Origin of the sequence: Paenibacillus solani (genome assembly GCF_050475945.1) — a bacterium.
Taxonomy (GTDB): domain Bacteria; phylum Bacillota; class Bacilli; order Paenibacillales; family Paenibacillaceae; genus Paenibacillus_AQ; species Paenibacillus_AQ solani_A.
Genome location: NZ_JBCMXJ010000001.1, coordinates 87,939 through 114,427, shown reverse-complemented (window position 1 = coordinate 114,427; position 26,489 = coordinate 87,939). Strand labels below are relative to the sequence as shown.

The 26,489-nt window shown below is 48.0% G+C and carries 40 protein-coding genes, 1 tRNA gene and 1 pseudogene; 40 read left to right on the top strand and 2 right to left on the bottom strand.

All coding sequences use genetic code 11. The annotated features are described in order from the left end of the window. Positions 1-61 precede the first annotated feature (61 nt). Positions 62-523, bottom strand: a complete 462-nt coding sequence (locus ABEQ74_RS00755; protein ID WP_430118445.1) for an ImmA/IrrE family metallo-endopeptidase — start codon at positions 521-523, stop codon at positions 62-64. A 7-nt stretch (positions 524-530) separates the two neighbouring features. Continuing rightward, entirely contained in the window at positions 531-1,097 is a 567-nt protein-coding gene (locus ABEQ74_RS00750; protein ID WP_430118443.1) for a helix-turn-helix domain-containing protein, read from the bottom strand. Positions 1,098-1,365: 268 nt separating this feature from the next. Between ABEQ74_RS00750 and ABEQ74_RS00745 the strand changes: the two genes are divergently transcribed. The 40 genes and pseudogenes from ABEQ74_RS00745 (at position 1,366) to ABEQ74_RS00550 (ending at position 26,451) form a co-directional block, all read left to right on the top strand. Continuing rightward, a complete protein-coding gene (locus ABEQ74_RS00745) occupies positions 1,366-1,560 on the top strand; it encodes a helix-turn-helix domain-containing protein (protein ID WP_430118441.1) in 195 nt (64 codons plus the stop codon). 26 nt (positions 1,561-1,586) lie between these two features. Then, positions 1,587-1,832, top strand: coding sequence for a helix-turn-helix domain-containing protein (locus ABEQ74_RS00740; RefSeq protein WP_430118439.1), 246 nt, complete (start codon positions 1,587-1,589; stop codon positions 1,830-1,832). After that, positions 1,829-2,014 carry a hypothetical protein gene (locus ABEQ74_RS00735; RefSeq protein WP_430118437.1) on the top strand — a complete coding sequence of 62 codons (186 nt, stop codon included), beginning with the start codon at positions 1,829-1,831 and terminating at the stop codon, positions 2,012-2,014. The genes ABEQ74_RS00740 and ABEQ74_RS00735 overlap by 4 nt, the downstream gene beginning before the upstream one ends. After that, positions 2,011-2,784 (top strand): phosphoadenosine phosphosulfate reductase family protein, encoded by a 774-nt coding sequence (locus ABEQ74_RS00730; protein WP_430118435.1) that lies wholly within the window; start codon positions 2,011-2,013, stop codon positions 2,782-2,784. Before ABEQ74_RS00735 ends, ABEQ74_RS00730 begins: the two co-directional genes overlap by 4 nt. Positions 2,785-2,793: 9 nt before the next feature. Further along, on the top strand, positions 2,794-2,934 hold the full coding sequence (locus ABEQ74_RS00725) for a hypothetical protein (RefSeq protein WP_430118433.1): 141 nt from the start codon (positions 2,794-2,796) through the stop codon (positions 2,932-2,934). A gap of 75 nt (positions 2,935-3,009) precedes the next feature. After that, positions 3,010-3,273 carry an AbrB/MazE/SpoVT family DNA-binding domain-containing protein gene (locus ABEQ74_RS00720; RefSeq protein ID WP_430118431.1) on the top strand — a complete coding sequence of 88 codons (264 nt, stop codon included), beginning with the start codon at positions 3,010-3,012 and terminating at the stop codon, positions 3,271-3,273. Between the two features lie 34 nt (positions 3,274-3,307). Continuing rightward, positions 3,308-3,709 (top strand): hypothetical protein, encoded by a 402-nt coding sequence (locus tag ABEQ74_RS00715; protein ID WP_430118429.1) that lies wholly within the window; start codon positions 3,308-3,310, stop codon positions 3,707-3,709. Beyond that, complete coding sequence (locus tag ABEQ74_RS00710) at positions 3,706-4,905, top strand: DUF2800 domain-containing protein (protein ID WP_430118427.1); 1,200 nt, start codon at positions 3,706-3,708, stop codon at positions 4,903-4,905. The genes ABEQ74_RS00715 and ABEQ74_RS00710 overlap by 4 nt, the downstream gene beginning before the upstream one ends. A 95-nt stretch (positions 4,906-5,000) precedes the next feature. After that, positions 5,001-5,600 carry a DUF2815 family protein gene (locus ABEQ74_RS00705; protein WP_430118425.1) on the top strand — a complete coding sequence of 200 codons (600 nt, stop codon included), beginning with the start codon at positions 5,001-5,003 and terminating at the stop codon, positions 5,598-5,600. Positions 5,601-5,672: 72 nt separating this feature from the next. Then, positions 5,673-7,622, top strand: coding sequence for a DNA polymerase (locus tag ABEQ74_RS00700; RefSeq protein WP_430118423.1), 1,950 nt, complete (start codon positions 5,673-5,675; stop codon positions 7,620-7,622). A 5-nt stretch (positions 7,623-7,627) separates the two neighbouring features. Beyond that, entirely contained in the window at positions 7,628-8,338 is a 711-nt protein-coding gene (locus ABEQ74_RS00695; protein WP_430118421.1) for a sigma-70 family RNA polymerase sigma factor, read from the top strand. A gap of 13 nt (positions 8,339-8,351) precedes the next feature. Continuing rightward, positions 8,352-8,477, top strand: a complete 126-nt coding sequence (locus ABEQ74_RS00690; protein WP_430118419.1) for a hypothetical protein — start codon at positions 8,352-8,354, stop codon at positions 8,475-8,477. After that, positions 8,474-8,647 carry a hypothetical protein gene (locus ABEQ74_RS00685; protein WP_430118417.1) on the top strand — a complete coding sequence of 58 codons (174 nt, stop codon included), beginning with the start codon at positions 8,474-8,476 and terminating at the stop codon, positions 8,645-8,647. The genes ABEQ74_RS00690 and ABEQ74_RS00685 overlap by 4 nt, the downstream gene beginning before the upstream one ends. Then, entirely contained in the window at positions 8,644-9,072 is a 429-nt protein-coding gene (locus ABEQ74_RS00680) for a hypothetical protein (RefSeq protein WP_430118415.1), read from the top strand. The genes ABEQ74_RS00685 and ABEQ74_RS00680 overlap by 4 nt, the downstream gene beginning before the upstream one ends. Then, positions 9,069-9,275, top strand: a complete 207-nt coding sequence (locus tag ABEQ74_RS00675) for a hypothetical protein (RefSeq protein ID WP_430118413.1) — start codon at positions 9,069-9,071, stop codon at positions 9,273-9,275. The genes ABEQ74_RS00680 and ABEQ74_RS00675 overlap by 4 nt, the downstream gene beginning before the upstream one ends. Then, positions 9,272-9,730, top strand: a complete 459-nt coding sequence (locus ABEQ74_RS00670; RefSeq protein ID WP_430118411.1) for a hypothetical protein — start codon at positions 9,272-9,274, stop codon at positions 9,728-9,730. Before ABEQ74_RS00675 ends, ABEQ74_RS00670 begins: the two co-directional genes overlap by 4 nt. Positions 9,731-9,739: 9 nt before the next feature. Beyond that, positions 9,740-12,097 carry a VapE domain-containing protein gene (locus ABEQ74_RS00665; protein ID WP_430118409.1) on the top strand — a complete coding sequence of 786 codons (2,358 nt, stop codon included), beginning with the start codon at positions 9,740-9,742 and terminating at the stop codon, positions 12,095-12,097. Between the two features lie 250 nt (positions 12,098-12,347). Then, a complete protein-coding gene (locus tag ABEQ74_RS00660) occupies positions 12,348-12,644 on the top strand; it encodes a VRR-NUC domain-containing protein (protein ID WP_430118407.1) in 297 nt (98 codons plus the stop codon). Next, positions 12,641-14,017 carry an SNF2-related protein gene (locus tag ABEQ74_RS00655; protein WP_430118405.1) on the top strand — a complete coding sequence of 459 codons (1,377 nt, stop codon included), beginning with the start codon at positions 12,641-12,643 and terminating at the stop codon, positions 14,015-14,017. The genes ABEQ74_RS00660 and ABEQ74_RS00655 overlap by 4 nt, the downstream gene beginning before the upstream one ends. Beyond that, positions 14,014-14,622: an RNA polymerase subunit sigma-24 gene (locus ABEQ74_RS00650; protein WP_430118403.1), complete on the top strand. Its 609-nt coding sequence runs from the start codon at positions 14,014-14,016 to the stop codon at positions 14,620-14,622. The genes ABEQ74_RS00655 and ABEQ74_RS00650 overlap by 4 nt, the downstream gene beginning before the upstream one ends. 155 nt (positions 14,623-14,777) lie before the next feature. Next, a pseudogene (locus ABEQ74_RS00645) lies at positions 14,778-14,865 on the top strand. Positions 14,866-14,871: 6 nt separating this feature from the next. Beyond that, positions 14,872-14,944, top strand: a tRNA-Pro gene (locus tag ABEQ74_RS00640). A gap of 85 nt (positions 14,945-15,029) precedes the next feature. Continuing rightward, positions 15,030-15,239, top strand: a complete 210-nt coding sequence (locus tag ABEQ74_RS00635) for a DUF7681 family protein (protein WP_430118401.1) — start codon at positions 15,030-15,032, stop codon at positions 15,237-15,239. Positions 15,240-15,310: 71 nt separating this feature from the next. Further along, positions 15,311-16,003 carry a phage terminase small subunit gene (gene terS / locus ABEQ74_RS00630; RefSeq protein ID WP_430118399.1) on the top strand — a complete coding sequence of 231 codons (693 nt, stop codon included), beginning with the start codon at positions 15,311-15,313 and terminating at the stop codon, positions 16,001-16,003. Beyond that, complete coding sequence (locus tag ABEQ74_RS00625; RefSeq protein WP_430118397.1) at positions 15,996-17,240, top strand: PBSX family phage terminase large subunit; 1,245 nt, start codon at positions 15,996-15,998, stop codon at positions 17,238-17,240. The genes terS and ABEQ74_RS00625 overlap by 8 nt, the downstream gene beginning before the upstream one ends. Before the next feature lie 15 nt (positions 17,241-17,255). Continuing rightward, on the top strand, positions 17,256-18,701 hold the full coding sequence (locus ABEQ74_RS00620; protein ID WP_430118395.1) for a phage portal protein: 1,446 nt from the start codon (positions 17,256-17,258) through the stop codon (positions 18,699-18,701). Further along, positions 18,698-19,732 carry a minor capsid protein gene (locus ABEQ74_RS00615; protein WP_430118393.1) on the top strand — a complete coding sequence of 345 codons (1,035 nt, stop codon included), beginning with the start codon at positions 18,698-18,700 and terminating at the stop codon, positions 19,730-19,732. The genes ABEQ74_RS00620 and ABEQ74_RS00615 overlap by 4 nt, the downstream gene beginning before the upstream one ends. Before the next feature lie 50 nt (positions 19,733-19,782). Further along, complete coding sequence (locus ABEQ74_RS00610; protein WP_430118391.1) at positions 19,783-20,055, top strand: hypothetical protein; 273 nt, start codon at positions 19,783-19,785, stop codon at positions 20,053-20,055. A 105-nt stretch (positions 20,056-20,160) separates the two neighbouring features. After that, positions 20,161-20,745 carry a phage scaffolding protein gene (locus ABEQ74_RS00605; RefSeq protein ID WP_430118389.1) on the top strand — a complete coding sequence of 195 codons (585 nt, stop codon included), beginning with the start codon at positions 20,161-20,163 and terminating at the stop codon, positions 20,743-20,745. A gap of 26 nt (positions 20,746-20,771) precedes the next feature. After that, positions 20,772-21,689, top strand: a complete 918-nt coding sequence (locus tag ABEQ74_RS00600) for a hypothetical protein (RefSeq protein ID WP_430118387.1) — start codon at positions 20,772-20,774, stop codon at positions 21,687-21,689. Between the two features lie 4 nt (positions 21,690-21,693). Then, on the top strand, positions 21,694-21,843 hold the full coding sequence (locus tag ABEQ74_RS00595; protein ID WP_430118385.1) for a hypothetical protein: 150 nt from the start codon (positions 21,694-21,696) through the stop codon (positions 21,841-21,843). 9 nt (positions 21,844-21,852) lie between these two features. Further along, positions 21,853-22,209: a hypothetical protein gene (locus ABEQ74_RS00590; RefSeq protein ID WP_430118383.1), complete on the top strand. Its 357-nt coding sequence runs from the start codon at positions 21,853-21,855 to the stop codon at positions 22,207-22,209. 3 nt (positions 22,210-22,212) lie between these two features. Further along, positions 22,213-22,575: an ABC transporter ATP-binding protein gene (locus ABEQ74_RS00585; RefSeq protein ID WP_430118381.1), complete on the top strand. Its 363-nt coding sequence runs from the start codon at positions 22,213-22,215 to the stop codon at positions 22,573-22,575. Beyond that, entirely contained in the window at positions 22,575-23,000 is a 426-nt protein-coding gene (locus tag ABEQ74_RS00580) for an HK97 gp10 family phage protein (RefSeq protein ID WP_430118379.1), read from the top strand. Before ABEQ74_RS00585 ends, ABEQ74_RS00580 begins: the two co-directional genes overlap by 1 nt. A 4-nt stretch (positions 23,001-23,004) precedes the next feature. Then, positions 23,005-23,412, top strand: coding sequence for a phage tail terminator family protein (locus ABEQ74_RS00575; protein ID WP_430118377.1), 408 nt, complete (start codon positions 23,005-23,007; stop codon positions 23,410-23,412). After that, complete coding sequence (locus tag ABEQ74_RS00570; protein ID WP_430118375.1) at positions 23,409-23,597, top strand: hypothetical protein; 189 nt, start codon at positions 23,409-23,411, stop codon at positions 23,595-23,597. Before ABEQ74_RS00575 ends, ABEQ74_RS00570 begins: the two co-directional genes overlap by 4 nt. Before the next feature lie 2 nt (positions 23,598-23,599). Continuing rightward, on the top strand, positions 23,600-24,916 hold the full coding sequence (locus ABEQ74_RS00565) for a phage tail sheath family protein (RefSeq protein WP_430118373.1): 1,317 nt from the start codon (positions 23,600-23,602) through the stop codon (positions 24,914-24,916). Positions 24,917-24,929: 13 nt separating this feature from the next. Then, on the top strand, positions 24,930-25,400 hold the full coding sequence (locus tag ABEQ74_RS00560) for a phage tail tube protein (protein WP_430118371.1): 471 nt from the start codon (positions 24,930-24,932) through the stop codon (positions 25,398-25,400). A 32-nt stretch (positions 25,401-25,432) separates the two neighbouring features. Continuing rightward, on the top strand, positions 25,433-25,855 hold the full coding sequence (locus ABEQ74_RS00555) for a phage tail assembly chaperone (protein WP_430118369.1): 423 nt from the start codon (positions 25,433-25,435) through the stop codon (positions 25,853-25,855). 239 nt (positions 25,856-26,094) lie between these two features. Next, positions 26,095-26,451: a hypothetical protein gene (locus tag ABEQ74_RS00550; RefSeq protein ID WP_430118367.1), complete on the top strand. Its 357-nt coding sequence runs from the start codon at positions 26,095-26,097 to the stop codon at positions 26,449-26,451. Positions 26,452-26,489: the final 38 nt, after the last annotated feature.

The following is a 26,489-nucleotide window of genomic DNA, read 5'->3' as shown; positions in this document are numbered from 1 at the left end:
GGAACGTTTGTTCTGTTTTTGGGTATATTGAAACGGCCTTGCGGCCGGAAAGCGCAAAGTCTTATGCTGAGACTCTAATAACATGGAGATGGTCCAGGAGTATTATGTAGTTTTCGGTACTCACTAAGATGCCGAACCTATCCCGATATCGATCAATAGATGCTTGTAAAAACTCTTCTGTTACATTAAGATACTCTGCTATTTCATATCTGCCCTTAACTTTAGCCTCGTAGGCTTGTACAATTGCGGACAAGGGGATAATCCTTTCATAGGCCCATTGCCTGGCACGAAGCTCCTGTTTTCTTTTGCGGATATCTCTTTGGTCAAGGATGTTCCCTACAGTAGTATGAAAATGACCAAGTTCTTCAGCTAAGATACATGCTTTTTCTGCCTGATCCTTGAGATCTATACGTATTGCAATTGAGTTATCTTTGTACATCCCCTTCAAATTCCCACGAAAGACCATCTCAAAAACATCAACCCCATAAGATTCTGCCTCTGCTTGAAGCTCCTCATATAGCATGCAGCCGTCACCCCTTGTTGCGTTTTTCTCTCCGCATTCTAATGAATTCCTTGAATTGCTCTATATCTTCCAATTCCTCTTCAGTCCAATCGTCACCGTCGTGATGGGCTGCAATTGTTTCGACTTCATTATTTTTAATAGGCGTTATGGATGCCTTCACCTCATTAAGAATATTAAGTAACTCTTTTTTGAAATCTGTCGATAAAGGAAAATTGCCAAGAAGGCCTATTAACTCAAGTGGTTCTAAATCCAAAGGAACATCGTAATACTCTTTTTTTAATGGTTCGATTTTGTCTGTTATTCTTTTAGCCACTTCTTCTGGAAAATAGAGTTTTCCATTGTTGACTTCTGATAATTCTCTTATTAATCGTTCTAACTCCTTGTCGAATCCAAAAATTATAAAATCGGTAGTCTCACCAAAGTAATCTGCTATCTTTTGAACTTTATCTATAGAAGGAGAGCTTTTGTCCCAGTTGTAAATTGCTCCGTTCCCAAAACCCAATTCCGTTCCCAATTTAGGGATAGATACAGAATGTTGATTACAAAGAAACTTTATATTTTCGACTATTCCCACTTTCTTTGACTCCCCCCAATAGATTAAAAAATCTAAATATTAGTTTTATAGTGTTGACCGAATCTAAATATTCGGTTATTATGGTTTCAACAGCTTAGTTATTGGCAAAAAAGGCAACAAAAAACCGAAGGTCAAGTGACCCATTTGTAAAATCGTTCCCCAACGATGTTTATTTAGTTATGCCTTCTTTCCGATAGTAGAATATTTTCGGTTGGTTGTCAATAACTTAGCTCAGTTTTTTACAAACTTTAGGAGGTGAGCTTGAAAAGTGACTTATTACACTGAATTTGGAGCAGAGGCACGAAAGATCATGCTTCAGAAAAAAATTAGAATGGTCGATGTGGCAAAGGAACTGGGAGTGTCCCCGACGTATGTTTCCGAGATTTTTAAAGGAACACGTGAAGGAAGAAAACAAAAACCCAAAATAGCTGAAATGCTCGGCATGAAAAGTGGATGTAGATGATTAGAAACATAAAGAGGTGAATTCAGATGAGACCTGAGACAGAAAACTCACACCTACACAGATTGGAATTAGGCCCCACTATCAACGTTGTAGTCGCCGGTCAGTACTTAAATGTTAGTAAGTATACAGTCATTAACCGGATTAAGCAGGGGAAGTTGAAGGCATACAAACAAGGGATCCACTGGAAAATCAAAAAAGAATGGCTACTTGAGTACGAGGCAAGCTTGATCCCTAAACAGGATCAAATACTTGAGATGGAGGTCTCAAAATGAGTAAGGTTCTAAACTTGGAAGCGGAAGATGAAGTTATCGACTATTGCGCTAACGAGACATGTGGCAAGGAGATCTACTTCGGACAAAAAGTAACAAAGATCGGCCATGAACTGGTTTGTTCAGGGAAATGCTTGGTGGAGAAGATCGGGGCCATAACGATTATTGCTGGAACTAGTGAATGATGGAGAGCAAGATTCAGCAGTTGATTGATGATGGTGCAATCTTTTACGTCTCGCATTCGGGTGGCAAGGATTCACAAGCTATGTATGCCTTACTGAAAGAAGTCTTACCCACTAACCAGCTCTGTGTGGTGCATTCCGATCTTGGAGAGGTTGAATGGGTCGGCGTTCATAACCACATCATTGAAAATACAGCTCATCAAGTAAATGTTGTAAAAGCATCAAAACGAGACGGTAGCGAAAAGACATTGCTCGGTATGGTTGAGGAACGAGGGAAATGGCCTTCTTCTTCCTGTAGGCAGTGTACGAGTGATTTAAAACGAGGGCCAATCTTTAAATTTATCCGGAACGATCTAAAAGCTCGTGGAGGCAAGATAGCGGTCAATTGTATGGGCATCAGAGCGGAAGAATCAAGCGCTCGGGCTAAGAAACAATCTTTTCGCTACAACGTTTCAGAAAGTTGTGGACACAGAGACGTTTATGATTGGATGCCGATTTTTGATTTAACAACGGAGCAAGTGTTCCAGGTGATCGCAAACGCAGGGCAAAAACCATTCTGGGCCTACGAGAATAACGAAAGACTGAGCTGTGTGTTTTGTATCATGGGCAGCCTGAACGACTTGCGACATGGAGCCATCCAGAATCCAAATCTGTACCGGAAATATGTTGAGCTAGAAAAAAGGATTGGACACACGATGTTTATGAAAGGCAAAGAACCAGTCTATCTGGAAGAACACACTGGAATCAGGCTGGAAGATCTTGAAAGGAGGTGAAACAGGAAGGTGAACAAGAGGTTAAGGGTCTGGACTTGTGGGAATCTGCAGCAGCTGATCGAGATGACCAAGTCAAAAGAGCTTCGCGAGATTTACCGCAAGCAATATATCAGCTTGGCATCAAGGATGAAAAAGAAAAATGCAGCTTGAACGGGGTAGGAGCCGTCAAACTGCACATCACAATTAGTTAAGGTCAGTTTATCACTGGCCGGGAGGAGATGCAATATGAAAGCAACTGGAATTGTTCGTCGTATCGATGATCTGGGGCGCGTTGTGATCCCTAAAGAGCTGCGCCGTACGTTTGGAATCGCAGAAGGGGATCCAGTCGAGTTTTATATTGAGGATGACAAGATCATCATCAATAAATATGCGCCTGGCTGCTTTATCTGTGGGGAGATTGAACCTGAAAAATTAAAGCCTTTTCAATCAAAATTGATCTGCACAGGTTGCATTAAATCGGTTGTTGATTACTACGGTCAACAGCACTAGCAATTAATAAATCATTAATCAGGAGGACTTATACATGCCAGTACAAATCACGATCAACGGCGATAACGCCGCTCAAGCTATAGAAGAATTTGCTACACTGTCAGCCGCATTCGGTGGTACTGCAGCTCCGGCTGCACCTGTTAAGGAAGAAGTTAAGCCACGTCAGCGGAAGGCTCACGAAACTAAAAAAGAAGAAAAGAAGGTTGAAGCAGACCAAGATTCTGCAACAGATGAGGGAGCTACGGATACCCAATCGAATGAAGATGAGGAAATTCCAACTGTCGTTGAGCTTCGTGCTAAGGCTCAGGAAGTTGGCAAAGATCCGAAGAAGAAGCCGGAAATCAAGAGACTGCTGGGCAAGTTTGAAAGCGCGTCGATCTCGGATGTCCCAGAGGAGAGTCGCGCAGCGTTTATGGCTGAATTGGAGGCGCTATGACGCAGCCAGCACATGCCGAAAGGGCTCATGCCTTGCTCGGAGCTTCGGGCGCGGATCGGTGGATTAACTGTCCACCGAGTGCCCGGCTCCAGGAACACATTCCAGATAAAATTTCTGAATACGCCGATGAGGGCACGGCGGCGCATGAGCTGTCCGAGTTGATCCTTCGGCGCAGGCTAACGCCTTGTAATGCGGCTGAACGTAAACGGCTTGATAAGGCAATCGCAGATTTCAAGAAAACCAATTCTTATTACGGACCAGAAATGGAAGACGCTGTGGCTGCCTATGTCGATGTGGTAGAAGAACGCTTCATGGCTGCCAAGGCTCGATCAAAAGATGCCGTGATACTTTTCGAAGAGCGTGTGGATTTCTCAGAATGGGTCCCAGATGGTTACGGGACCGGAGACGTTGTAATCATCTCGGACTGGATGCTTGATGTCATTGATCTAAAGTACGGCAAGGGTGTGTCGGTCAGCGCGATCGGTAACCCTCAGCTTCGGTTGTATGGCCTGGGCGCCTGGTCGAACTGGAATTATCTTTATTCGATTAACGAGGTCAGCATGACGATCGTCCAGCCACGCCTCGATAGCGTCAGTACTGATACACTCCCACTTGGAGAGCTGATCGAATGGGCGGAGGTTGTTGTTAACCCTGCAGCTGCCCTGGCAGACGCTGGTGAAGGTGAATTTAAACCTGGCGGCCATTGCCGATGGTGCAAAGTGAAAGGGAACTGCCGTGCTCGGGCTGATGAGAATATGAAGGCCCTGGCGTATGAGTTTCAAGATCCGGCTCTTCTATCCATGGATGAGATTGGTTCAGTTCTGTTCGTAGCTGAGCAATTGAAAGTCTGGGCCAAGGACGTTGAGGAATACGCCTTCGACCAAGCCAAATCTGGTGCAATAATCCCATCGTGGAAACTTGTGGAGGGTCGAAGCAATCGGGTTATTACCGATAAGGCTGCCGCTCGTAAGGTCTTGGAATCTGCTGAGCTTGAAGAAGATAAGTATCTCAAGCCGCAGGAGCTGCTTGGTATTGGAGATCTGGAGAAGAAGATCGGCAAAAAGGAGCTTGCTTCTTTGCTAAAGGGTCTGATAGTGAAGCCTTCAGGTAAACCGGCACTGGTGCCGGAGACGGACAACCGGTCGGAGCTTAACAGTGTGGATCAGGACTTTGCTGGAGAGGAATTTGAGGTGTAGTCATGGGTGATATAGCTGATTACCACGTAGACAGAATGACTTCTGGTGCTTGGTCAGTTGGAAGAACTAATTCAAATAAAAGGGGAAATGAACAAATGGCAATCGACAATCAATCAACAAAAGTAATCACGGGAACAGTACGTCTCTCTTATACTCACGTTTTTGAACCACAATCCATTGATGGTGGGGATGAGAAATACAGCACGGCGATCCTGATTCCGAAGTCTGATAAGGATACGCTTCGCAAGATCAAGGCAGCCGTTGACGCTGCTAAGGAGCTTGGAAAAAGTAAATGGGGCGGCAAGATCCCAGCAAACTGCAAGACACCGCTGCGTGACGGTGACGAGGAACGGCCAGATGATGAAGCGTATGCTGGTCATTACTTCTTGAATGCCTCTAGTAAGAACAAGCCTGGAATCGCTAAGCCGATCGGTAAGGACAGCAACGGTAAAACCAAATTTCAAGAGATCACGGACACGACCGAAGTGTACTCCGGTTGCTATGCCAAAGTAAGTCTAAACTTCTATCCGTTTGACGCAAAAGGAAACCGTGGTGTTGCTGCGGGGCTGAACAACCTCGTCAAAGTGCAAGATGGGGACTTCCTGGGCGGACGAAGCAGCCTGAATGATGACTTTGCAAGTGAGGACTTCGACGACATTGTAGACATCAGTGACGATGACGATTACTTGAACTAATTTTACTTCTTTGGAGGGGCTTGGTATCAGGCCCCTTTTCATAACTCCAAAATTCAAATGGGAGAAAGTGATATGACTCTATTGCAGATCGACCTTGAAACATACAGCAGTGTGGACATTAAAAAATCAGGCGTTTATCCCTACGTCGAGGCTCCGGACTTCGAAATTCTCTTGTTCGCTTACGCTTGGGATGACGAGCCGGTAACCGTCATCGACTTTACGGATTTTGAGGAACTGCCTGACGAAGTCCTAGCCGCTCTCACTAATCCGGGCATCATCAAGGCGGCGTTCAATGCAAACTTTGAACGAACTGCGCTGGCGAAGCATCTGGGTGTATCGATACAGCCGGAACAATGGCGCTGCTCAAGTGTTCATGCCCTTACCTTGGGGTTACCTGGAGATCTGGCCGGAGTAGCTAAGGTCCTGAAAGTGAATGAACAGAAAGACAGTGCTGGTAAGGCGCTGATTAAATACTTTTCAACGCCATGCAAGCCGACCAAGGTAAACGGTGGACGAACACGAAACCTTCCGTACCATGATCCGGAGAAGTGGCAGCAGTACAAGGAGTATAACCGGCAGGACGTGGAGGCAGAACGGGCCGTTCGTAAGATGATCGAGAAATACGAAATATCTGAATTTGAACATAAGCTCTGGGCTTTGGATCAGAAGATCAATGATAACGGGATACTGCTTCATCCGGAACTAGATGCTCGGGCCATTGAATGTGATGAAGCCTTTAAGATTCGAACAGTTCAGGAGGCAAGGGAGCTAACTGGACTGGACAACCCCAATAGTGTTGCACAACTAAAGGTTTGGGTGGAGGAAGAGGAAGGGATCCAGATCGATGGTTTAACTAAAGACACTATTCCTGGTCTGATCAAAGAGGTGAAGAGCAAAAAAGTAAAAGCAATGCTAAAGCTTCGGCAGCAGCTTTCCAAAACATCCGTGAAGAAGTTTGAAGCCATGCAGCGCGCACGCTGCCAGGATGGTCGGGTTAGGGGGCTACTGCAATTCTACGGAGCAAATCGGACGGGGCGCTGGGCGGGAAGGTTGGTGCAGGTGCAAAACCTTCCACAGAACAAACTGCCGGACTTGGAACTTGCAAGGGATCTCCTGCTTTCCGGGGATTATGAACTGTTGGAAATGCTGTTTGGTGCTCCGCCATTTGTCCTGTCTCAGCTGATCCGCACGGCATTCATTCCTTCGCCGGGATGTCGGTTCATCGTTTCAGACTTCTCAGCGATCGAGGCACGGGTGATAGCCTGGCTGGCGGATGAGACGTGGCGACTGGAGGTATTCAAGACCCATGGCAAGATTTATGAAGCTTCGGCGGCGCAGATGTTCAATCTGAGTCTTGATGATATCACCAAGGACTTACGGCAGAAAGGGAAGATCTCGGAGCTTGCGCTGGGTTACGGCGGTGCAGTTGGAGCTTTGGAGCAGATGGGGGCCCTGAAAATGGGACTCTCTCCGGACGAGCTGCCACCACTGGTTAAGACTTGGCGTGCAGCTAACCCGAAGATAACAAAGCTTTGGTGGGATGTGGACAGGGCAGCCATGACAGCCGTCCAAGAGCGAAGAACGGTCAAGCTGCAGTACGGTTTAACGTTCTACTGCGAAGGCGGCTATCTGTTTATCCGGTTACCATCCGGGCGGCGGTTATCTTATGTAAATCCCCGGATCGTTGATGGGAAGTTTGACAAGCCGGCACTTGTCTATGACGGCGTGGACCAGACAAAGAAGACATGGGGCAAGATTGACACCTACGGGCCGAAGCTTGTCGAGAACATTGTGCAGGCCATCAGCCGGGACTGTCTGGCCGTGAGCATGCTTCGCTTGGATGCTGCAGGCTTTGAGACTCGGATGCATGTCCACGATGAGGTCATTGTCGATGAGCCTTACGACAATGGCAGGGATTCCTTAAACGAGATAACTGAAATTATGGGGCAGCCGATCGAATGGGCGCCGGGGCTTCCGCTTCGGGCTGAAGCATTCGAGACGGACTTTTATAAGAAGGATTGAGTTTAATGGAACTTACTCTCACTAATGAGGATATTGAAAAGCATAATGGTATGGTTCACAAGCTGGCTGGGAGATATCATAGGCAAGTCCTAGACCCCGCTATTGATTATGAAGATCTTGTTGCAGAAGCTCAAATTGGCCTCTTGAAAGCTTTTGAGAGGTTTGAACCAAAGAAAGGCTTTGCTTTCTCCACTTTCGCATTTGCCACTGTAGCAGGATATCTACAAATTTTTCTAGCTCGGCGGGGGACTCGGATTAGATTTCCAGCCCATGCCGTTACATTAGCTAACAAAATATATCGCGAAGGTTTAGAGATAGAACCCTTGGAGAAAATTGCAAAATTGCTTGGGAAGCCCGTTTCTTACGTTCAGACAGCAATGGAGTATCTGGCATCATTAAATATTTATGAAATCGATAGACCTCAAACTAACTATATGTCAGGTACGGAGGATGAAAAATCAAACTCTCATTTCTTAGTAATATCCGAGGATGATAATTCATTGGTATTTGTTGAAGAGTTTCTTAGTTCAATCAAGCCTCGTGATCGTGAAGTGGTGGAGCTGGTAATGAAAGGATTTAACTATAGGCAGATTGGTAAAATGGCAGGCGTAAGCCATCAGGCAATCTGGAATAGAATGAGGAAAATTCAAGAGATTTACCTCAAATATGAACTTGGGCGGCCAATAAGAAAGAAAGGCAGCCTTAGCATAGGTTGATTGGTGGACGATCATGTTTGAACAAGATCCGTATTTTCAGGATATCCCTTGGGATTTGATATATGACGATGGTGGTGAGCTGATCGGCGAGGTCTACGTGATCTTGCCAGATCCACCACCGAGGAGGAAAGCATTATGAAGTGGGAAGCTTTTGAGTGTGACGACTGTAAACAGCGCTTTGCGCTTGAACAGAAACCTGACGATGAGATTGAAGAACCTTTATGCCCAGGATGCGGCGGTTATTATTGCGGGCCAGTAGAAGTGGAAATCGTGGAGAAAAGTCCTGAGGAATTGGAGGTAGTTGAATGAGTAGAGACAAGTATTTCAAAGGATACAATCCAGACTTTGTATCTGCTTATGGTAAGAGAGACTGGCAAAAGGATATGAACGGATGCCAAGGTTTGCCGCCTACACCATGGCAATGGGTAGAAACCGACACAATGGAATGGATTGAGGACGCAAACCAGAAGTTGGTGTTTGGCGGCGAAATGTCATTCTGGGATTGGGTTGGAGGTAACGTTGAAGCAGAAAAACTGTTTAGGTTCTTCATAAATGCTCCTGATGCGCTTCCCTACTGGCTCCAACAATACGCAACAGAGAAAGAACGTGCTGATAAGCTCCAGGAAGCGTTAGAACAAGCACAAGTACATTTAAGTTCGGAACATTACATGACTGCTGAAGATATCGTTAACGAAGCTCTGGCATCCCTTTACCAAAAGGAGGGAGAGGAATGATTGAGTGGATAAAGTACGATCCCGAGAATCCGCCAGAGCTGAATGTAACTTGCCTCGTGCTCACTGGAATACGTCCAGTGACTGCTTTCTTGGACGTTGATGAAACGGGGACATTGCTTTGGCTGAACAGTGATAGCGCTGAAATGATATCAGGTGTAACTCATTATGCGGTTATCCACCTTCCAGGAAGTGCACGACCATGAGGACTCTGACGGCAGAAGAAAAGGCTCTAAGTAAAGCAGCTAAGCAACGGGCGAATAAACACCTACAGGCTCAGAGACGTGACATCGATGCTCGGATCCGTAAGTTAAAAAATGCTCCTGACCCGGAGTATCCGGTGTCACATCATCGCAGTACTGCAGTGCTGGCAGCTGAATCTGAAATGCTCCAGGATGTGAAAGGGGATCCGGTTGTCCTTAAATTGGACGGAAGCTCTATCATCCTTAACTATGAGATGCTTCGCCGGCTCATCCGATCGCTGAAGAATCGGCAATGGAATATGAGCTTGGATACATCTACAGGATCCCCTGTACTTATCATTACACATCATATCAATTTATGGGGCAAGGATCGGGGTTACATCGAGCTCTATGACTTGCCCTCGTATCAAAAGGAACTACTGACGGAATTACCGGTTATTGAAATAGAACGTAATTGAGGTGGCATCATGCAGGAACTGGACATTAGCTTCGGCAAGCACCGGGCTGATACGAACTGGAAAACTGAATATTTGACCTGGGATGAGTTCGTGGACCGGCTGCGGAAGGTCCGGCGGACGGCAGAGACGATGGCCCAGTATGACAAGATGAACAACAATGCCCGCGGTAAATTGAAGGATGGGCCCGCTTTTGTTGGCGGGCTTGTCCGGACGGGGCGGCGTAAGAAAGAGAATGTCGATAGTCGGAGCTTAATTACCTTGGATGTCGATCGAGGAGACGATGATTTTCTGTTCTCAGCTGAGCTTGTTCTAGGTGGGTCGGCTTACGTTATCTATTCTACCCACAGCCATCGGCCAGAGAAACCGAAATACCGTCTGATCATCCCGGTGGATCGGAACATGAGCCCGGATGAATATGCAGCCGTTAGCCGCAAACTGTCGGAGCATATCGGCATGGAGTATTTCGACAAGACCACGTTTGACGTCCACCGACTTATGTACCTGCCGAGCTGCAGCAAGGACGCAGTCCCGGTCATGGAAGTCTTCGAGGGGGAGCCACTTGATGTGGATCGGATCCTCGATGAATACGCCGATTGGCATGATGTTATGGCTTGGCCGCGGCACCCAGAAGATAAATCTCCTGCTCAGCTGGCAGCCAAGAGGGCGCAGGATCCCCGGGAGAAGTTCGGAACGATCGGCCTCTTCTGTAGGGCCTTCTCTATTGAAGAAGGGATCGAAACCTTTTTATCGGATGTTTATGAAAAGGGATCGATGCCGGATCGGTACACATACACCAAGGGCTCCAGCGGTAATGGCCTGGAAGTCTATCCGGATCAGGATCTTGCATTCTCACATCAAGACAGCGATCCGATCGCAGACGGACGCACTTATAATCTTTTTGACCTTGTACGAGTTCATAAATTCGGTCATCTGGACGAACGGGTGAAAGAGCACACTCCGGATGCGAAGAAGCCAAGTCATATGGCTATGGAGCAATGGGCGATCCAGCGGCCGGAGGTTAAACGTTTGGCGGCTGCAGAGAAACAAGCAGATTTCGCAGAGATGGCTGCCGCGTTCGATGATGAGGACAGCGGCCCTGACGATCCGGAGGATGACAGCTGGACTGAAAAGCTTGAGAGGCACCATAAAAGCGGTGAGCTGCTGCCGACAGCCGGGAATGTCGAACTGATCTTAACCTATGGTTTATGGCAGGAGACGCTTGCTTATGACGCTTTCGGTAACACCGAAGTTATCCGGCGATCGCTGCCGTGGCGTGGACAGGAACGTCTGGGACGCTCCTATGAGCCATGGTTGGGTGCCGATGATAAACGGCTTCAGCATTGGTTTGCCAAGGTACACGGTATTAATTCGGCTAAGACGATCCAAAACGCCTTTACTGAGGTGGTCCACCGGAATACGTTTCATCCGATCAAGTCCTATGTCGAGAGCACCGAATGGGACGGCCAGCCGCGGGCAGAACGCATATTTATTGATTACCTGGGCGCCTCAGACATCCATTACACCAAGCAGGCGACTCGGAAGATGCTGCTGGCAGCCGTTGCAAGGCTATACCGACCAGGGTGTAAGTTTGACCAGATGCTAGTTCTTGTGGGGCCTCAGGGTGCCGGGAAGAGCTCTCTACTGGCGAAGCTAGGACGTGAATGGTTCTCCGATTCCTTACGGACATTTGAGAATAAGGAAGCCGGGGAACACCTGCAGAGTGGCTGGATCTTTGAGATCGGCGAGCTGTCGGCCATGAAAAAGACCGAGGTTGAAGAGGTTAAGGCGTTCTTATCCAAGACCGAGGACCGTTACCGGGTGGCTTATGATCGCCAGGTATCTGAGTTCCCACGGAAGTGTGTATTTTTCGGGACAACGAATACCCGTGATTTTCTTCGGGATGCGACCGGGAACCGGCGCTTTTGGCCCATCGAGATATTCCCCGATCGAGCTGTAAAGAGTCACTGGGAGGAATTGACCGAGGAAGAAGTGAGCCAAATATGGGCTGAGGTATTGAGCTGGTTTAAGGCGGGGGAAACCTTGGAGCTTGACAGCGAAGCCCGCATGGAGGCGGAACGACAACAAGCTGCGCATATGGAGATGGATCCGCGAGAAGGCATTATCCAAGAGTGGCTTGATATGCCTTTAGAGGATGAGATGGGGCGCCCTACCGATGACATGTGTGAACGTGTTTGTGCGGCCCAGATTTGGACGGAGTGCCTTGGTAAAAAGCGCGGAGATATGAAGCCCTGGGATGGAAAGGACATCATGGACATACTCCGCCGCATACCAGGTTGGGTCGAAAGAAAAGGTAAGGCCCGCGTCCCAGGTTATGGAGTCCAACGTGTTTTTGAAAGGTTGCCGTAAAGGGTTGCCGAGGCGTTGTCGTTGTTGCCGTGAAAGGTTGCCAATGTTTCCTTAGGTTGACGAGAATTTGATTTTACGGCAATCGAGTCAATCGCAAGCGTACCAAGGGGCTAAGGCTTGCTGTTTCCGTTGTTGCCGTAAAATCTACTATTTAAGTAAAAATATTAATTAACCCATATAGGGATACGGAAATATAACTTAAACGCGTAAAAACGCAGTACGTGCGTGTAGGGGGCAATTTGGCAACCTGTTGAAAGGAGCAAATATGAGAGAGTCTACACTGGAACGCCGCTTGGTCCGTGAAGTCAAAAAGATCGGCGGGCAAGCGCCAAAGTGGGTAAGCCCAGGAAATCGAGGAGTACCGGACCGGATTGTCCTTCTTCCTAACGGTCAAACGATATATGTCGAGATGAAAGCACCGGGTAAGCAACTGGAGCCCTTACAGGAGCGTTGGAAAAGAAAGCTGCTTAGCATGGGCCACAGACATTATAAAATTGATTCGAATGAGGACATTGACCGGTTTATAGACGAGGTGAGCGCCAAATGAAGTATAAACCGCATCAATATCAGGAGTATGCCACCAAGCGGATCCTGAATACCCCATTCTTAGCCTTGCTGCTTGACATGGGATTAGGGAAAACCGTTAGCACTTTGACCGCTATGGACTTATTGCTGAACGATTATTTCGATGCTAGCCGTGTTTTAGTTATCGCACCGCTGCGGGTTGCAGATGACACTTGGGCCCGAGAGATTGAGAAGTGGGACCACCTGAGACATCTCCGGATCAGTAAGGTTTTGGGGAGCGCCGCGGTTCGACGCAAAGCCTTGAAAGCAGAGGCGGACATCTACGTGATCAACCGGGAGAATGTAGAGTGGCTTGTCAGCGAGTACGGCAGCCAGTGGCCGTTTGATACGGTGGTGATCGATGAGCTATCCAGCTTCAAGAACCCACAAGCAAAACGCTTCAAGGCCCTTCGCAGGGTCCGGCCAATGATGAAGCGTGTGATCGGCCTGACGGGTACGCCGGCACCGAACAGCCTTATGGATCTATGGGCGCCGATGTATCTGATCGATCAGGGGGAACGACTTGGTAAGACGATAACCGGTTATCGCGATCGTTATTTTACACCAGGCAGCCGTAGCGGCCATGTGGTCTACGAATGGAAAGCCAAGCAGGAAGCAGAGGAACGGGTATATGAGGCTATATCGGATATCGCCGTCAGTATGAAAGCCGAGGATTGGCTGGAGCTGCCTGAACGGATCGATCGGACGATTCAAATTCCTTTGAGCCAGAAAGCCCGGGAGCAGTACAAGAAACTGGAGAAGGAGTTGCTTCTGCCATTCCTTGACGCTGATGTGGTAGCGCAAACGGCCGCAGTCCTGTCGAATAAGCTGCTGCAGATGGCCAGCGGTGCTGTGTACGATGAGGAAAAGGGTGTGAAGCTGATCCACGATGCCAAGCTGGATGCCTTGGAGGATGTGATCGAGGCTGCCAACGGAAAGCCGGTTATGGTGCCCTACTATTTTAAGCATAGCCTATCGCGGATCCAAGAGCGATTCCCACAAGCGCGGATCCTGCGGAAAGGCAAAGACGGGAATGAAGATATCCGAGCTTGGAATAATGACGAAATCCCACTGTTGCTTTTGCATCCGAAGTCAGCTGGTCACGGCCTGAATCTTCAGGAATCGAGTTGTCGGACGGTTGTCTGGTTTGATCAGATTTGGAGCCTGGAAGAATACCAGCAGACTAATGCAAGAGTTCACCGTCAAGGAGTGAGGCATAATATTGTGGTCGCCCACTTGGTAGCCGAGGGGACAATGGATGAGGACGCCGTGGCAGCATTGGAGCGTAAAGCTGCAGGGCAAGATGCCTTGATGGAAGCCGTTAAAGCTAGAATAGAAAGGATGAAGGCATCATGAAAATAGAACAACAGGTGATAGAGCAGCTTTCCCAATACCGTCAAAAGAAAGCCCGCATACAGGCACTATCGACGTATAGCGTGGGTGCCGGAATCACCGTATCCCGGTTGAATGAGGATGACCAGCTGCAGGAGCTGCACCGGAAGTTGCGAGGCCTACCGTCATACATGTACCTCTCAGCGCGAGAACAGAAACTGGAGAACGTAGCCCACGCTTACATATCGGGTTACCCTGCCGGTGTTAAAGCCCAGCAGCAAGCCGTACCTGCGCGGGGGATGGATCCGGAAGACACGGAGCTACTTCAAGATTTGCGGCGAAAGATTCAAAAGGTGATCGAGGCAAGAGGGTACGATATTCGGAATGGGATCGAGGAGATTATGGAGCGCTTGGCAAGGCTTCAGGACCTACAGGAAGAAGTAAATCGGATCGATGCAGTATTGGATGCATTGGAGGAATTTAAACCGAACTATGCGAAACTACTTCGGATGAGATTCGTGGATGGAGTTGATCCGGGCGAAGCCGCAAGAGAGCTAAATATCGTAAGGCAAACGTTCTACAAATGGCAGCAAAAAGCCATAGAGGAGTTCTGCAGATTGGCTTCCTAGGGCAAGAAGACAAACAAGTTACAAAAGGGCGACAAACCATATATAACGGGTTAACCACAAGGCCAAATACTCCGTGTTAATATGATATTGTGCCCTTCATGTAAGGAGGCGGTAGTTGATGGATTTCCTTGAGGTTACCGCCTCTTTTTATTTTCACCGGTATAGCTCAATGGTAGAGCGCTGCGGGGCCCCTGTCATAACAGAGAGCAGAGGATCCAGGTTCAATTCCTGATGCCGGTGCCATCATTTCCGGATGTAGTGTAGCTGGGTAGCACGCTTGCCTTGGGCGTAAGTAGTGTGGGTTCAAATCCTGCCGTTCGGATTATTCAAAACCTTTATCATCTCCCCTTTTTGCCGTCTCGGATCGAGGCGGCCTTTTTATTATTATCCTGAGAGGAATGTTCGACATGAACCAACAAATTGAGAACAATTTCAGTTATCACGCCCCGACACCAGGACAACCGGAGGTCTATCAGGCGATCCGGAAGAAAGCCAAAGAGCTTGCCTATCTGATCGATGAACTGGCTCCAGGCAGCCGTGAGAAGTCGCTTGCTATGACGAATCTGGAACAGTCGGTATTCTGGGCGAATGCGGCAGTTGCTAGACACGATAAATAACAGAGCACCTTAACGGGTGCTTTTTTCTTTATTACAAAACCAACACAACGCCGGGGGTGGTGATCGTGTAAATGGCGGAAGCAAGAATATTGGCTGAGCAGGATTATCTGCTAGGCATGAAATATCAAGAGATTGCTGATAAATACGGGGTCTCGATTAACACCGTCAAAAGCTGGAAGCAAAGGCATGGCTGGTCTCGCGAAAAGGGTGCACACAAACCGAAAAGGGTGCACACAAATAAAGGCGGCGCGCCTAAGGGAAATAAGAATGCTGTTGGGAACCGCGGCGGCCCAGGCGGTCCTCCAGGCAATGATAAGGCCGTTACACATGGTTTCTTCCAGAAGTATCTGCCGGCTGAATCTCTGGAGATCATGGAGCAGCTACAAACGAGGCAGCCGCTGGACATCATGTGGGATAACATCATGATCCAGTATACGGCCATCATCCGAGCGCAGCAGATTATGTACGTTAAGGATCGGGACGACGTCACGACGACCAAGATCGAGGAGAAAGGCGGCAACGTTTGGGGCGAGCGCTGGGAAGTTCAGCAGGCTTGGGATAAGCAGGCCACATTCCTCCAGGCCCAGAGCCGGGCCATGGGTACGCTTCAAAGCCTGATCAAGCAATATGACGAACTCCTGAAGACGGATCTAGCGACCGAAGAACAGGAGCTACGGATCGCCAGGCTGAAAGGTGAGGTCGAGAAAATCAACAACGAAACGAATCCGGAAGTCGTTGTGTTTAAGGATGATCTGCATGAGTAGAGAAATCAGCTTACAGCAGACCGTCGGAAAAGGTTATGCCGAGTTCTGGCGCTACAAAGGTCGTTACCGGGTCGTTAAGGGCGGCCGAGGATCCAAGAAGAGCGTAACGAATGCACTTTGGATCCCGTACAACATGATGAAGATGCCGCTGGCGAATACGCTGGTCCTCCGGAAGACGTTCAATACTCATAAGGACAGCACATGGGCACAGCTCAAATGGGCCGTTAACCGGCTTGGGGTAGCTCATCTATGGAATTTCAAGAAGAGCCCGCTAGAGGCTATATACAAGCCCACCGGTCAGAAGATTTTGTTCCGGGGCCTCGATGATCCGATGTCGATCACCTCTATCACGGTGGACACCGGCTATTTGTGTTGGGCGTGGTTTGAAGAAGCCTATCAAATCATGAATGAAGATGATTTCGACAAGGTGGATATGTCCATACGGGGTGAGATGCCGGAAGGGTACTTCAAGCAGCTGACGCTGACATTTAACCCCTGGAACGAAAAGCACTGGTTGAAGTCCCGCTTCTTCGATAACCCGGATCCACACACGTTAGCCATGACGACAACTTACCGCTGTAACGAGTTCCTGGGTGATGACGACCGTGAACGGTTCGCCTGGATGAAGAAGCATAAGCCGAAGCGTCACAGGGTTGAGGGTGACGGGGATTGGGGAATTGCCGAGGGTGCAATATTTGAAGATTGGCGAGAAGAGGAATTTGATTATCGAGCGATCGCTAAGCTTCCAGGGTACCGCGCAGTGTTCGCCCTGGACTTCGGTTACACCAATGACCCGACGGCTCTTGTGGCTGCACTGGTGAACAAGGAAGAGAAGAAGCTGTATATCTTCGACGAGCATTATGAACACGGCATGATGAACGATGACATCGCGACCATGATCAAGTCGAAGGGGTATGCCAAGGAGCGAATTATCGCCGATTCCTCGGAGCCAAAGTCAATCGACGAGATCCGCGGGCTGGGCATAAGCCGGATCCGTGCTGCGGAAAAAGGCAGCGACAGCGTCAAGGTCGGCATTCAGTACCTGCAGCAGTACGAGATCATTGTCCATAAGTTCCACTGCCCTAACGTGAGCATCGAGCTTTCAAGCTATGTCTGGGAACAGAACAAAGCCGGGAAGTTCCTGAATAAACCGATTGATGATTTTAACCATACGATCGATGCACTGCGGTACGCCATGGAGCAGATCCGGAAGCCGAGTGGTGTGTCGTTCGAATAAGAGAGGAGGGGAACTGTGAATACCTTACAGGAGATTTTGCAGAATATCGAATTGAATGCACCAATGACCATCGATGAGATCCTTCGGGAAGAAATCAAGGATTGGGAAAAGTCGGATGAGCGGAAGCTGATGCTACTCGGCCAGAAGTATTACAGAGTCAAAAACAAAATTCTGGAGCGTACTCGCCAGGTCATTGATGCCCACGGAAAGCTATCTGAAGTTAAAAATCTAGCAGACAACCGTATTCCGCATGGTTTTGTGAGAAAGCTGGTCGATCAGAAGACCGGCTATTTATTGTCTCGTCCGTTCATTCCGAAAACGGAAGACAAGACATATCAGGATCTGCTGGATGATTACTTTGACGAAGACTTTAAGCGAATGCTGAAGAACACGGGGAAGGACGCTATCAACTGCGGGAAGGCTTGGCTCCAAGTCTACTATAACGTGCAAGGCGAACTATCGTTTATGCGTATTCCACCTCATGAAGTCATACCGCTCTGGAGAGATGCCGCCCATACGGAGCTCGATGCAGTCATTAGGGTGTATGAGGTGACGATGTATGAGGCTAAGCAGAAAAAGATTATCCGGAAAGCTGAGTTTTGGGACACAACCGGAGTAAGGCTCTACGAGGCTGCCGACGGTGGGGAATTCCGATTCCTGGAGTCCAAAGGACATTTTGCAGCTGTAAGTAAATCTCCAGAAGGTGAAGCTGTCGAAAATCCGATGAGCTGGGAGCAAGTTCCGTTTATCTGCTTTAAGTACAATGACGAGGAGCAGCCAATCATTGATATCATTCAAAAGATGGTCGATGACTACGATCGGAACCGATCTGATAACTCTAATAACCTTGAAGACCTGCCGAATAGCACATACGTGGTGAAGGATTACGACGGTACGGATGCAGCTTCATTTCGGAAAAACGTCTCTCAGTATCGAGTTATCTTTGTCCGCGGAGAAGGCGATGTAAAGACAATCGCCCTAGAGTTGGACACCGAAGCCCACAAGATGCACATCGAGCAGACGCGCAAAGATATTTATGAGTTTGGCCGGGGCGTAGACACGCAGTCGGAACGCTTCGGAAATAGCCCTTCTGGCGTGGCGTTGAAACATTTATATGCTGACCTGGATTTAGACGCGAATGATATAGAATCAGAGTTCCAGGCCAGCCTCAGCCGACTTCTTTGGTTTATTGATACGCACATTTACAACACCACGAAGAAAGACTATTCAGAGACAACGGTTACGTTCATTTTCAATCGAGACATGGCGATTAACGAAAGTGAAATAATAACCAGTGCTAAAGACAGCGTGGGGATCATCTCGAACAAGACTATCCGCGCTAATCACCCGTGGGTTACGAATACGGATGATGAAACCAAACAGATTGAAGAAGAAGAGGCAGCTGATCAGGAGCGATTCAACAAAGGCCAGTACGATGGACTGGAAGATGAGTCATCATGAAGCCGCGGGATTATTGGCGTAAACGGGCTGAACAGGTTGCCGAACGGCAATTTGAGAAATCGGATCGATATGCAGCTGGTCTCAGGAGGCAGTATGTTCTAGCTGAAAAGTCCATTCAACGGGATCTGGAATCCTTTTATGCTAGGTTCGCTGTGAATAATCAGGTCAGTATGGTTGAAGCAAAGCGGCTTCTAACAGCTGGCGAACTGGCAGAGTTTAAGATGACCCTTAGTGAGTTCAGGAAGAAGGCCAAGAACAACACAGACGGCCAGTGGACCAAGGAACTCGATAACGTCTATTATCGGACCCGCGTTACCCGTCTGGAGGCGTTACAGCTTCAAGTGAGGCAACAGGTCGAAATGTTGGCCGCAAGCCAGCAGACGGGCACAGGGAAGCTATTGGGCGATATTTACGAGGATACTTATCACCGCACCCTCTTCGAGATCAACAAGGGCGGAAACGGGATCCTCGCCTCATTTGCTCGTGCTGATAAGGAAGCCGTACAGGAGGTTATCGGTCGGCCATGGTACGGCAAGAACTACAGCTCCCGGATCTGGAGTGACCGTGATAAGCTGCTTCGGGAGTTGCGGACAACCCTGTCACAGTCCTTCATTCGTGGAGACAGTGCCAAAAAGGTCAGTGAGCAGTTGGCAAAGAAGATGGGTGTAGCGACTTCAACCGCTGAAAGGCTGGTCCAGACGGAGAGCGCCCACATCATAAACGAGGCAACAGCTGACGGGTATAAGAATAGCGGCGTCGTACAGCGGTATGAGGTTTTGGCTACGCTGGATAGTCGTACAAGCCCGATATGCCAAGACATGGACGGCAAGGTGTTCAAGTTGAGTGAGCGCGAAGTGAGCGTCAACTATCCACCATTTCATGCCCGCTGCCGCACAACGGTAACGGCCTATTTTGATGACGAAGTTAACCCGGGCAAACGGATCGCCAAGGACCATACCGGTAAGAGAATTTATGTGGCATCGGAAATGAAGTATGAAGATTGGAAGAAAGAGTATATCAGGCACTCTTGAATCACGAGGGTGCTTTTTTATGATCAAAAACATGTCTAGGAGGCGTCCTGATGGGAACTAAAATTTATGAGAAGCGTATCTCGGTGCAGGCGATTCAGTTTCAGGGGTTGGACCAAGCCCATATCAATGAAATCATTGCCTTTGTAGGCATGCCTATTTCAGTTGATTTTGGAACGTATGGTGTGAAATTGCGCATCATCCGCAGCAACTTTGACGTCATCGAAGCTTATCAAGGGGATTACCTTGTTAAAGACGCAGCAGGAGTCCTGAGACGAATGGACAAGAAGAGTTTTGAAGCTGAGTATCAAGAGGTTACACCATAACCGGGCTGTGAATGAGACTGTCACAGCCCTTTGCTCGTTGGCCGGAGCATCACGGCTGCCCATGGCGGGGTTGCGCCATAAAAACCGAATGGGAGAGTGTTGATAATGGATTTGAAGGAACTGCTTGGTGAGGAGCTTTATAACCAAGTCATTGCAAAGGCGGGTGATAAACATAAGATTGCCCTTGTCTCGGACGGCGCATGGATCCCGAAAGACAAATTCAACGAAGTGAACGAGGCAAAGAAGAAGCTTGAAGGTGACCTGAGTGAACGTGATAAGCAACTGGCCGATTTAAAAAAGGATGCTGGGGATAACGAAGCGCTTAAAGAACAGATCAGCAAGCTCCAAGAATCCAATAAAGAGGCAGCCGATAAGTATGCGGCAGATGTAAGAGAATTGCAGCTCAATACGGCATTGAAGTTGGCATTAGGTTCTGACGTACACGATGCAGACTATGCCATTTCACAGTTGGATAAAACGAAAATCGAGATCGGAGAGGACGGCAGCATCAAGGCTGGGCTTGAGGATCAAGTGAAGAGTCTTCGGGAGTCGAAGGCTTTTTTGTTTGCCGAGAAACAGGAGAACACCGGACCGACTTTCAAGGGAGCTAAGCCAGCTGAAGGCGGGAGGGGCAGCGGTGAAGGCGATCCCGTTGCTGCCGAAATATCTAGTATTTTTTCACAACGATAATAACGATAACAAGGAGATGAGTGTAAATGCCTATTAACACTTTAGAGTATGCAAAGCTATTTCAGACCGAATTGGATAAGCAAATCACGCAGCAAGCGACGTCCGGATGGATGGAGAGTAACGCGGGTCAGGTCATCTATAACGGCGGCGATGAGATCAAGATCCCTGAAATTGCCGTGCAGGGTTTGGCCGATTATAATCGCGATTCGGGCTTTGTACAGGGATCCGTTACGTACAAATACCAAACCCACAAGTTGACACAGGACCGTGGACGTACGTTCCAGTTAGACGCAATGGACGTGGATGAAACGAACTTCGGTGCTTCTGCCGCCAATGTCATGAGCGAATTTCAACGCGTGGAGGTGATCCCGGAGATCGATTCTTATCGGTACAGCTTCATTGCGGCTAAAGCCGCTGCAGCCGGAAAGAGCAGGGAATATGCGTTGGCTGAAAGCACGATTTTGAAGGAATTGTATAAAGATATTTTCGACTTGGCGGATATGGGAGTGGATCTGAGTCAATTGGTGATTTCAATTGCCTACCCGGCATACGGAGTCCTGACCGGAAACACCTCGCTACAAAAACGGATCGATGTCGGACAATTTGCACAGGGTGGCATCAATCTCCAAATCAAGATGCTGGATGGTATTCCGTTGATTCCTGTATCCTCCAGTCGTATGAAAACGGAATATGTATTCAATGACGGGGAAACTTCGGGGCAGGAGCAAGGTGGCATTGTGCCAGCAACGGGCGCCAAAGACGTAAACTGGATCGTATCGCCGCGTAACGCCCCAATTGGGATCAGCAAAACTGATAAGGTCCGAATCTTTACGCCAGACGAGAACCAGAAGGCTGATGCGTGGAAACTGGATTATCGCAAGTATCATGACGTGATCATTCCGGACAACAAAACCGCGGCATTCCGCGTTACGACAGGAGGCTAATCTCATGAGCAAGGAAATGATTACTTTGAAAATGTTGAACGTGGTTAAGCAGGTGGAGTCTGAGGCGAAAGCAAAGGCGCTGGAATCCAAGGGCTTTAAACGTGTGGGAGTAGATGAAACCGACGGTAAGAAGGGCAAAAAAGACGATAAGTAGGTGCCGGCCATGTTGAATGAAGCTGTGGCAGAGGTGATCAAGCAGCGCTACAAGCTCCCTGATTCCTTGGATAGTTTGGTCAAATCCTACATCGATGAATCAGGTTTACACATCATGAATTACCTTGGCCTTGATACTGTAGACGAAATTCCTACTGCATTAAAGTTTACCTGGGCCAATATCGCTATGGCTGCCTTCAAATCGGATCAGTCTCATTTACCTGAATTGGATGATATTCTGATGACCGAGATTGATCTGAAGATCGGGGATACCTCGGTGAAGTCATCTGCTGGTGGGGGATCGGGTATGGCAGCGGTACAGGCTTATTCATCAGACCTGATCCGGTACCGCAAACTGAGGTGGTAAATTATGAGTAATGTACGCCGATATCGAAAGATCATGGAAAAGACCTACACCGATAAGGTCACTGTTCAGCGGTTAGTTGATGTCAAACTTCCATCTGGTAAAACGGTCCAAAGACCAGACGTGGTGTACCCTGATGAACGTTGCCGCCTCTCTCAAACCGGGCTTGCTCGTAACAAGCAGACGGAAGCCGAAAATCAAATTGAGTATGATGCCAAGTTGTTCATTGCGCCGGAAATCGTGATCCTTCAAGGGGATGAACTTGCAATCACTCGTCAAGGCCGAACCTATAACTTTATTGCTGGTGAGCCATTTCCGCCATATTCCACCCACCAGGAGGTCAACCTAACCCGGAAAGAGCGAGCCTAATGGCAAAATGGGGGAAGTTTGACTTTGCTGAGATGGACAAGATGGCAAAGGCATTCAAGAAGGCTTTAGACGAAAGGGTTATTGAACGCTTCATTCATGAATTCCTCTTGGAAATGGCTTACCGTGGAGAAGGGAAGATCAAGAAGCGTACACCAGTGGATTCAGGGGAACTCCGAAGGAATTGGCGAGTAGGTAGTATAGAGAGGCAAGGCGATTCATTTGTTGTTGAGATATTCAATAATACCGAATATGCCTCTTATGTTGAAAACGGCCATCGAAACCGAGAAAAAACCGATTGGGTGGAAGGTCGGTTCATGATGGCTATCTCCATGAAGCAGCTTGAAAAGGAGTTACCGGTCTACTTGGAACGCAGACAGGGAGAGCTACTTAAACAAATTATGAATGGCCGTGCGCCAAAAAGGTGATGCCATGAATGCAGATCAAGTTACAGATGCGGTTACATTCAAACTGGATCAGACGTTTGGATGGCCTGTATACGGTAAGAACAGGCAGGGCTTGAAAGAGCCCTGCTTTATTGTGCTTCTCTTAAATGTCGATCACGGCAGACTCCAAGGCCGACGGTATGCAAGAGGGCATCAGTTCAACGTTCATTTCTTTTCAGCGACAAATGATGATTTTATCGTTGTTGCAGATCGTTTGTTTGACGTGCTGGAATGGATTGAAATAGATGGACTGAAGTTTAAAGGAACCGGCATGAACTTTGAGGTGATCGATGACGTCATGCATTTTTATGTGGACTACAACTACCACGTCATGCGAGCCAAGGAGCCGGGGATCAAGATGAAACAAATGGAACAGGAGGGACGCCTGAAATGAGTAACAAAGAGAAAAAAGCGCAGCCGCTACCAGTACCGCGTTACACGAAGGAGCAGCTGGTAAATGCTAAACGGTTTACCACATCAGAGAAAGACGTCCTGATGGGACTGTTGGAAGCTGACAAGACATATACGCTAGATGAAGCCGTCGAAGTCATTGAATCATTCAAAAGGAGAGAGGTGTAATCATGGCCGGAGGAACTTGGAAAGCGCAGAACAAAATTAGACCGGGTGTGTGGATCAACATTGAAACCACACAGCAGACGTTAGGAACCCTTGGAGAACGTGGCGTGGCATCGCTGGCATTGCCGCTATCATGGGGACCAGCAAAGAAGATGATCACAGTGGATGCAGGTGCTGATACGAAGGGCGTACTCGGTTACGACATCACGGCCCCTGAACTGCTTCCTTTGCGGGAAGCTCTGAAGCGGGCAAGTAAGGTGTTGATCTATCGTCTAAACGAGGGCACAGCCGCCACAGCGACTAACACAGACTTGACGGTAACCGCAAACTTTGGAGGCATTCGCGGGAACGATCTCAAGGTTATCGTTCAATCCAACATTGATGACCCGGCAAAATATGATGTTGTGACCCTGCTGGAAGGTGATGTTGTGGATACTCAAATCGTGTCCGAAATTGAAGAACTCGTCCCGAATGATTGGGTTAACTTTACAGGCACCGGGGCGCCGGATGTAACAGCCGGACTTAGTCTGACTGGTGGTTCGGACGGCACCGTGACCAATTCAGACCATACGGCATACTTGAGTACCGTAGAAGGCTATGAATTTAACACCATTGGACTTCTAAGTTCAGACGCCACTCTTAAACCGGTTTATGCTGCTGCGATTCGGCGGATGCGGGACAACGAAGGGAAGAAGGTCCAGGCGGTGATGTCCGATTACCCGAATGCGGATTATGAAGGCGTGATTAGTGTTAAAAACGGCGTGGTGCTTTCAGATGGTACCGTTTTGGATAAAGTGAAGGCTGTCGCTTGGGTTACGGGAGCAACGGCAGGAGCTGCCGCAAACGAATCCTTAACCTATGCGGCTTATGACGATGCGGTGGACGTAGATAAACGCTATACAAACAGCGAGATTGAGGCAGCATTGGTAGCAGGGGAATTCCTGTTCACCGCATCCAATGGGAAGGCTATTGTCGAACAGGATATCAATACTTTTACATCCTTTACGCCGACCAAGGGCAAAGAGCGGTCCAAAAACCGTGTATTGCGGGTGCTGGATAGCTTGGCGAATGATCTCAAACGAATCTTTGAACTGTATTACATCGGCAAGGTGGACAATAACCAAGACGGCAGAGCTCTATTCCGGAAGGAAATTGTCACCTACATCGATACGCTGGTAGAGCTTGGAGCCGTGCAAAACTTTGATGCTCAGACTGATATCACCGTATCGCCAGGCAAGACGTCAGATAGCATTTTTGTAGATGCGCGAATCCAGCCGGTGGATGCTGTTGAAAAAATCTATATGCGGGTATTGGTCCGCTAAGGGAGGTTAAATCATGGCAGGATTTTTGAAAGCGATAGATACCATTTCAGGGCAGGAAGGCCGGGCTTTTGCAACAATTAACGGCCGGAATGAAGAACTTTTCTATATCCAAACCCTTGAGGCAACAGTAGATAAACAAAAAGCGGAAATAAAGACGCTGGGGCGTCGTGGTGTGCAACACAAAGCTACAGGGTGGACCGGTTCGGGGAGTATGACGATTTATTATGTTACTTCTCTATTCCGTCAGATGATGTACGACTATATTAAAACAGGCAAGGATGTCTATTTTGACATTACGATCACCAACGAAGACCCATCTTCGTCCATTGGCACTCAGACCGTAACCATGAAGGGTTGCAATCTTGACAGTGTTGTTATGGCATCGCTAGATACGGAGTCCGAAGCTTTAACCGAGGACCTGGACTTCACGTTTGATGATGTGGATCTGGGACAGAGTTTTGTGGCGCCTGTACTTGGTAACTAATCTAAAATCTACTTAAGAGAGGGAGAATATAAATGTCTGATTTTTCGATGTTTTTTGCTGAAAATGCTGCAATGGAAGTAACGGAGGATTTCGTGGTATCCGATCGTTTTAAGGACAAGGAAGGTAAGCCGGTAGCATGGAAGCTGCGCAGTATCACGGAAGAAAAAAATACCGAGATCCGCAAGGCCGCCATGAAAAAAGTGAAGGGTAAAGGTGGGGTATACACTCCGGAGTTTGACGCGAACGAATATGTGGCGAAGTTGGCGACGAATTGTGTAGTATTCCCGGACCTGAAGGACGCCGAATTGCAGAAATCCTATGGTGCTGTTGGGGCTGAGATACTGCTTCGTAAAATGCTGCTGCCCGGTGAGTTCGGTGCATTGACAGAGCGAGTGCAAGCTATGAATGGCTATGATCAAGATATCAATAGGGTTGTTGAAGACGTAAAAAACTAATCAAGGAGGGTGACGGCGATGCGGTTTACGCCTATTTCGCCCTCCATGAATTGCACATCCTGCCGCATGATCTTATGGCTATGTCAATCAATGAGAGAGGTGTGATATACGCCATGATCTCAACAAAGGTGGATAAGGAGAGGGAGCAAGCCAAGAAATCAAAAGGCAAAAAGCGGTAGACCTAGCCTCCTGGATTTGGTAAACTTGTTGGGAAATATGACCTATTCAGGGGGATTGTCGTGAAAAAAACATTCGCATTACTTATTTCTCTTATTATGCTGATTGCTGTTGTTGGGTGCTCATCTAAAGAAGAAAAACAAGATTTGACTTTAGATAAATTCATTAAGGCTTATCAGGATGAAGGGATTGAGGTAGACCCAGGGGAGAAGCCAGCACTTCAAATGATCAATGCTAAAGATGGTGTCATTTTTTACGTTGATAAGAAAAAAGTTGCGATTTATGAGTATGCTTCTAAAAAAGATATCGATAATGCAATATCGACTTTTAAACAAATGAAAGATATGCCTAGAAAAGGGCTTTTTGTATTAGAGACTAAGAATGAGCAAGCCATTAAAATATTTGAAAATGTGAAATAGCACTTAACGCCTTCATTACGAAGGCGTTTTTATTTTTC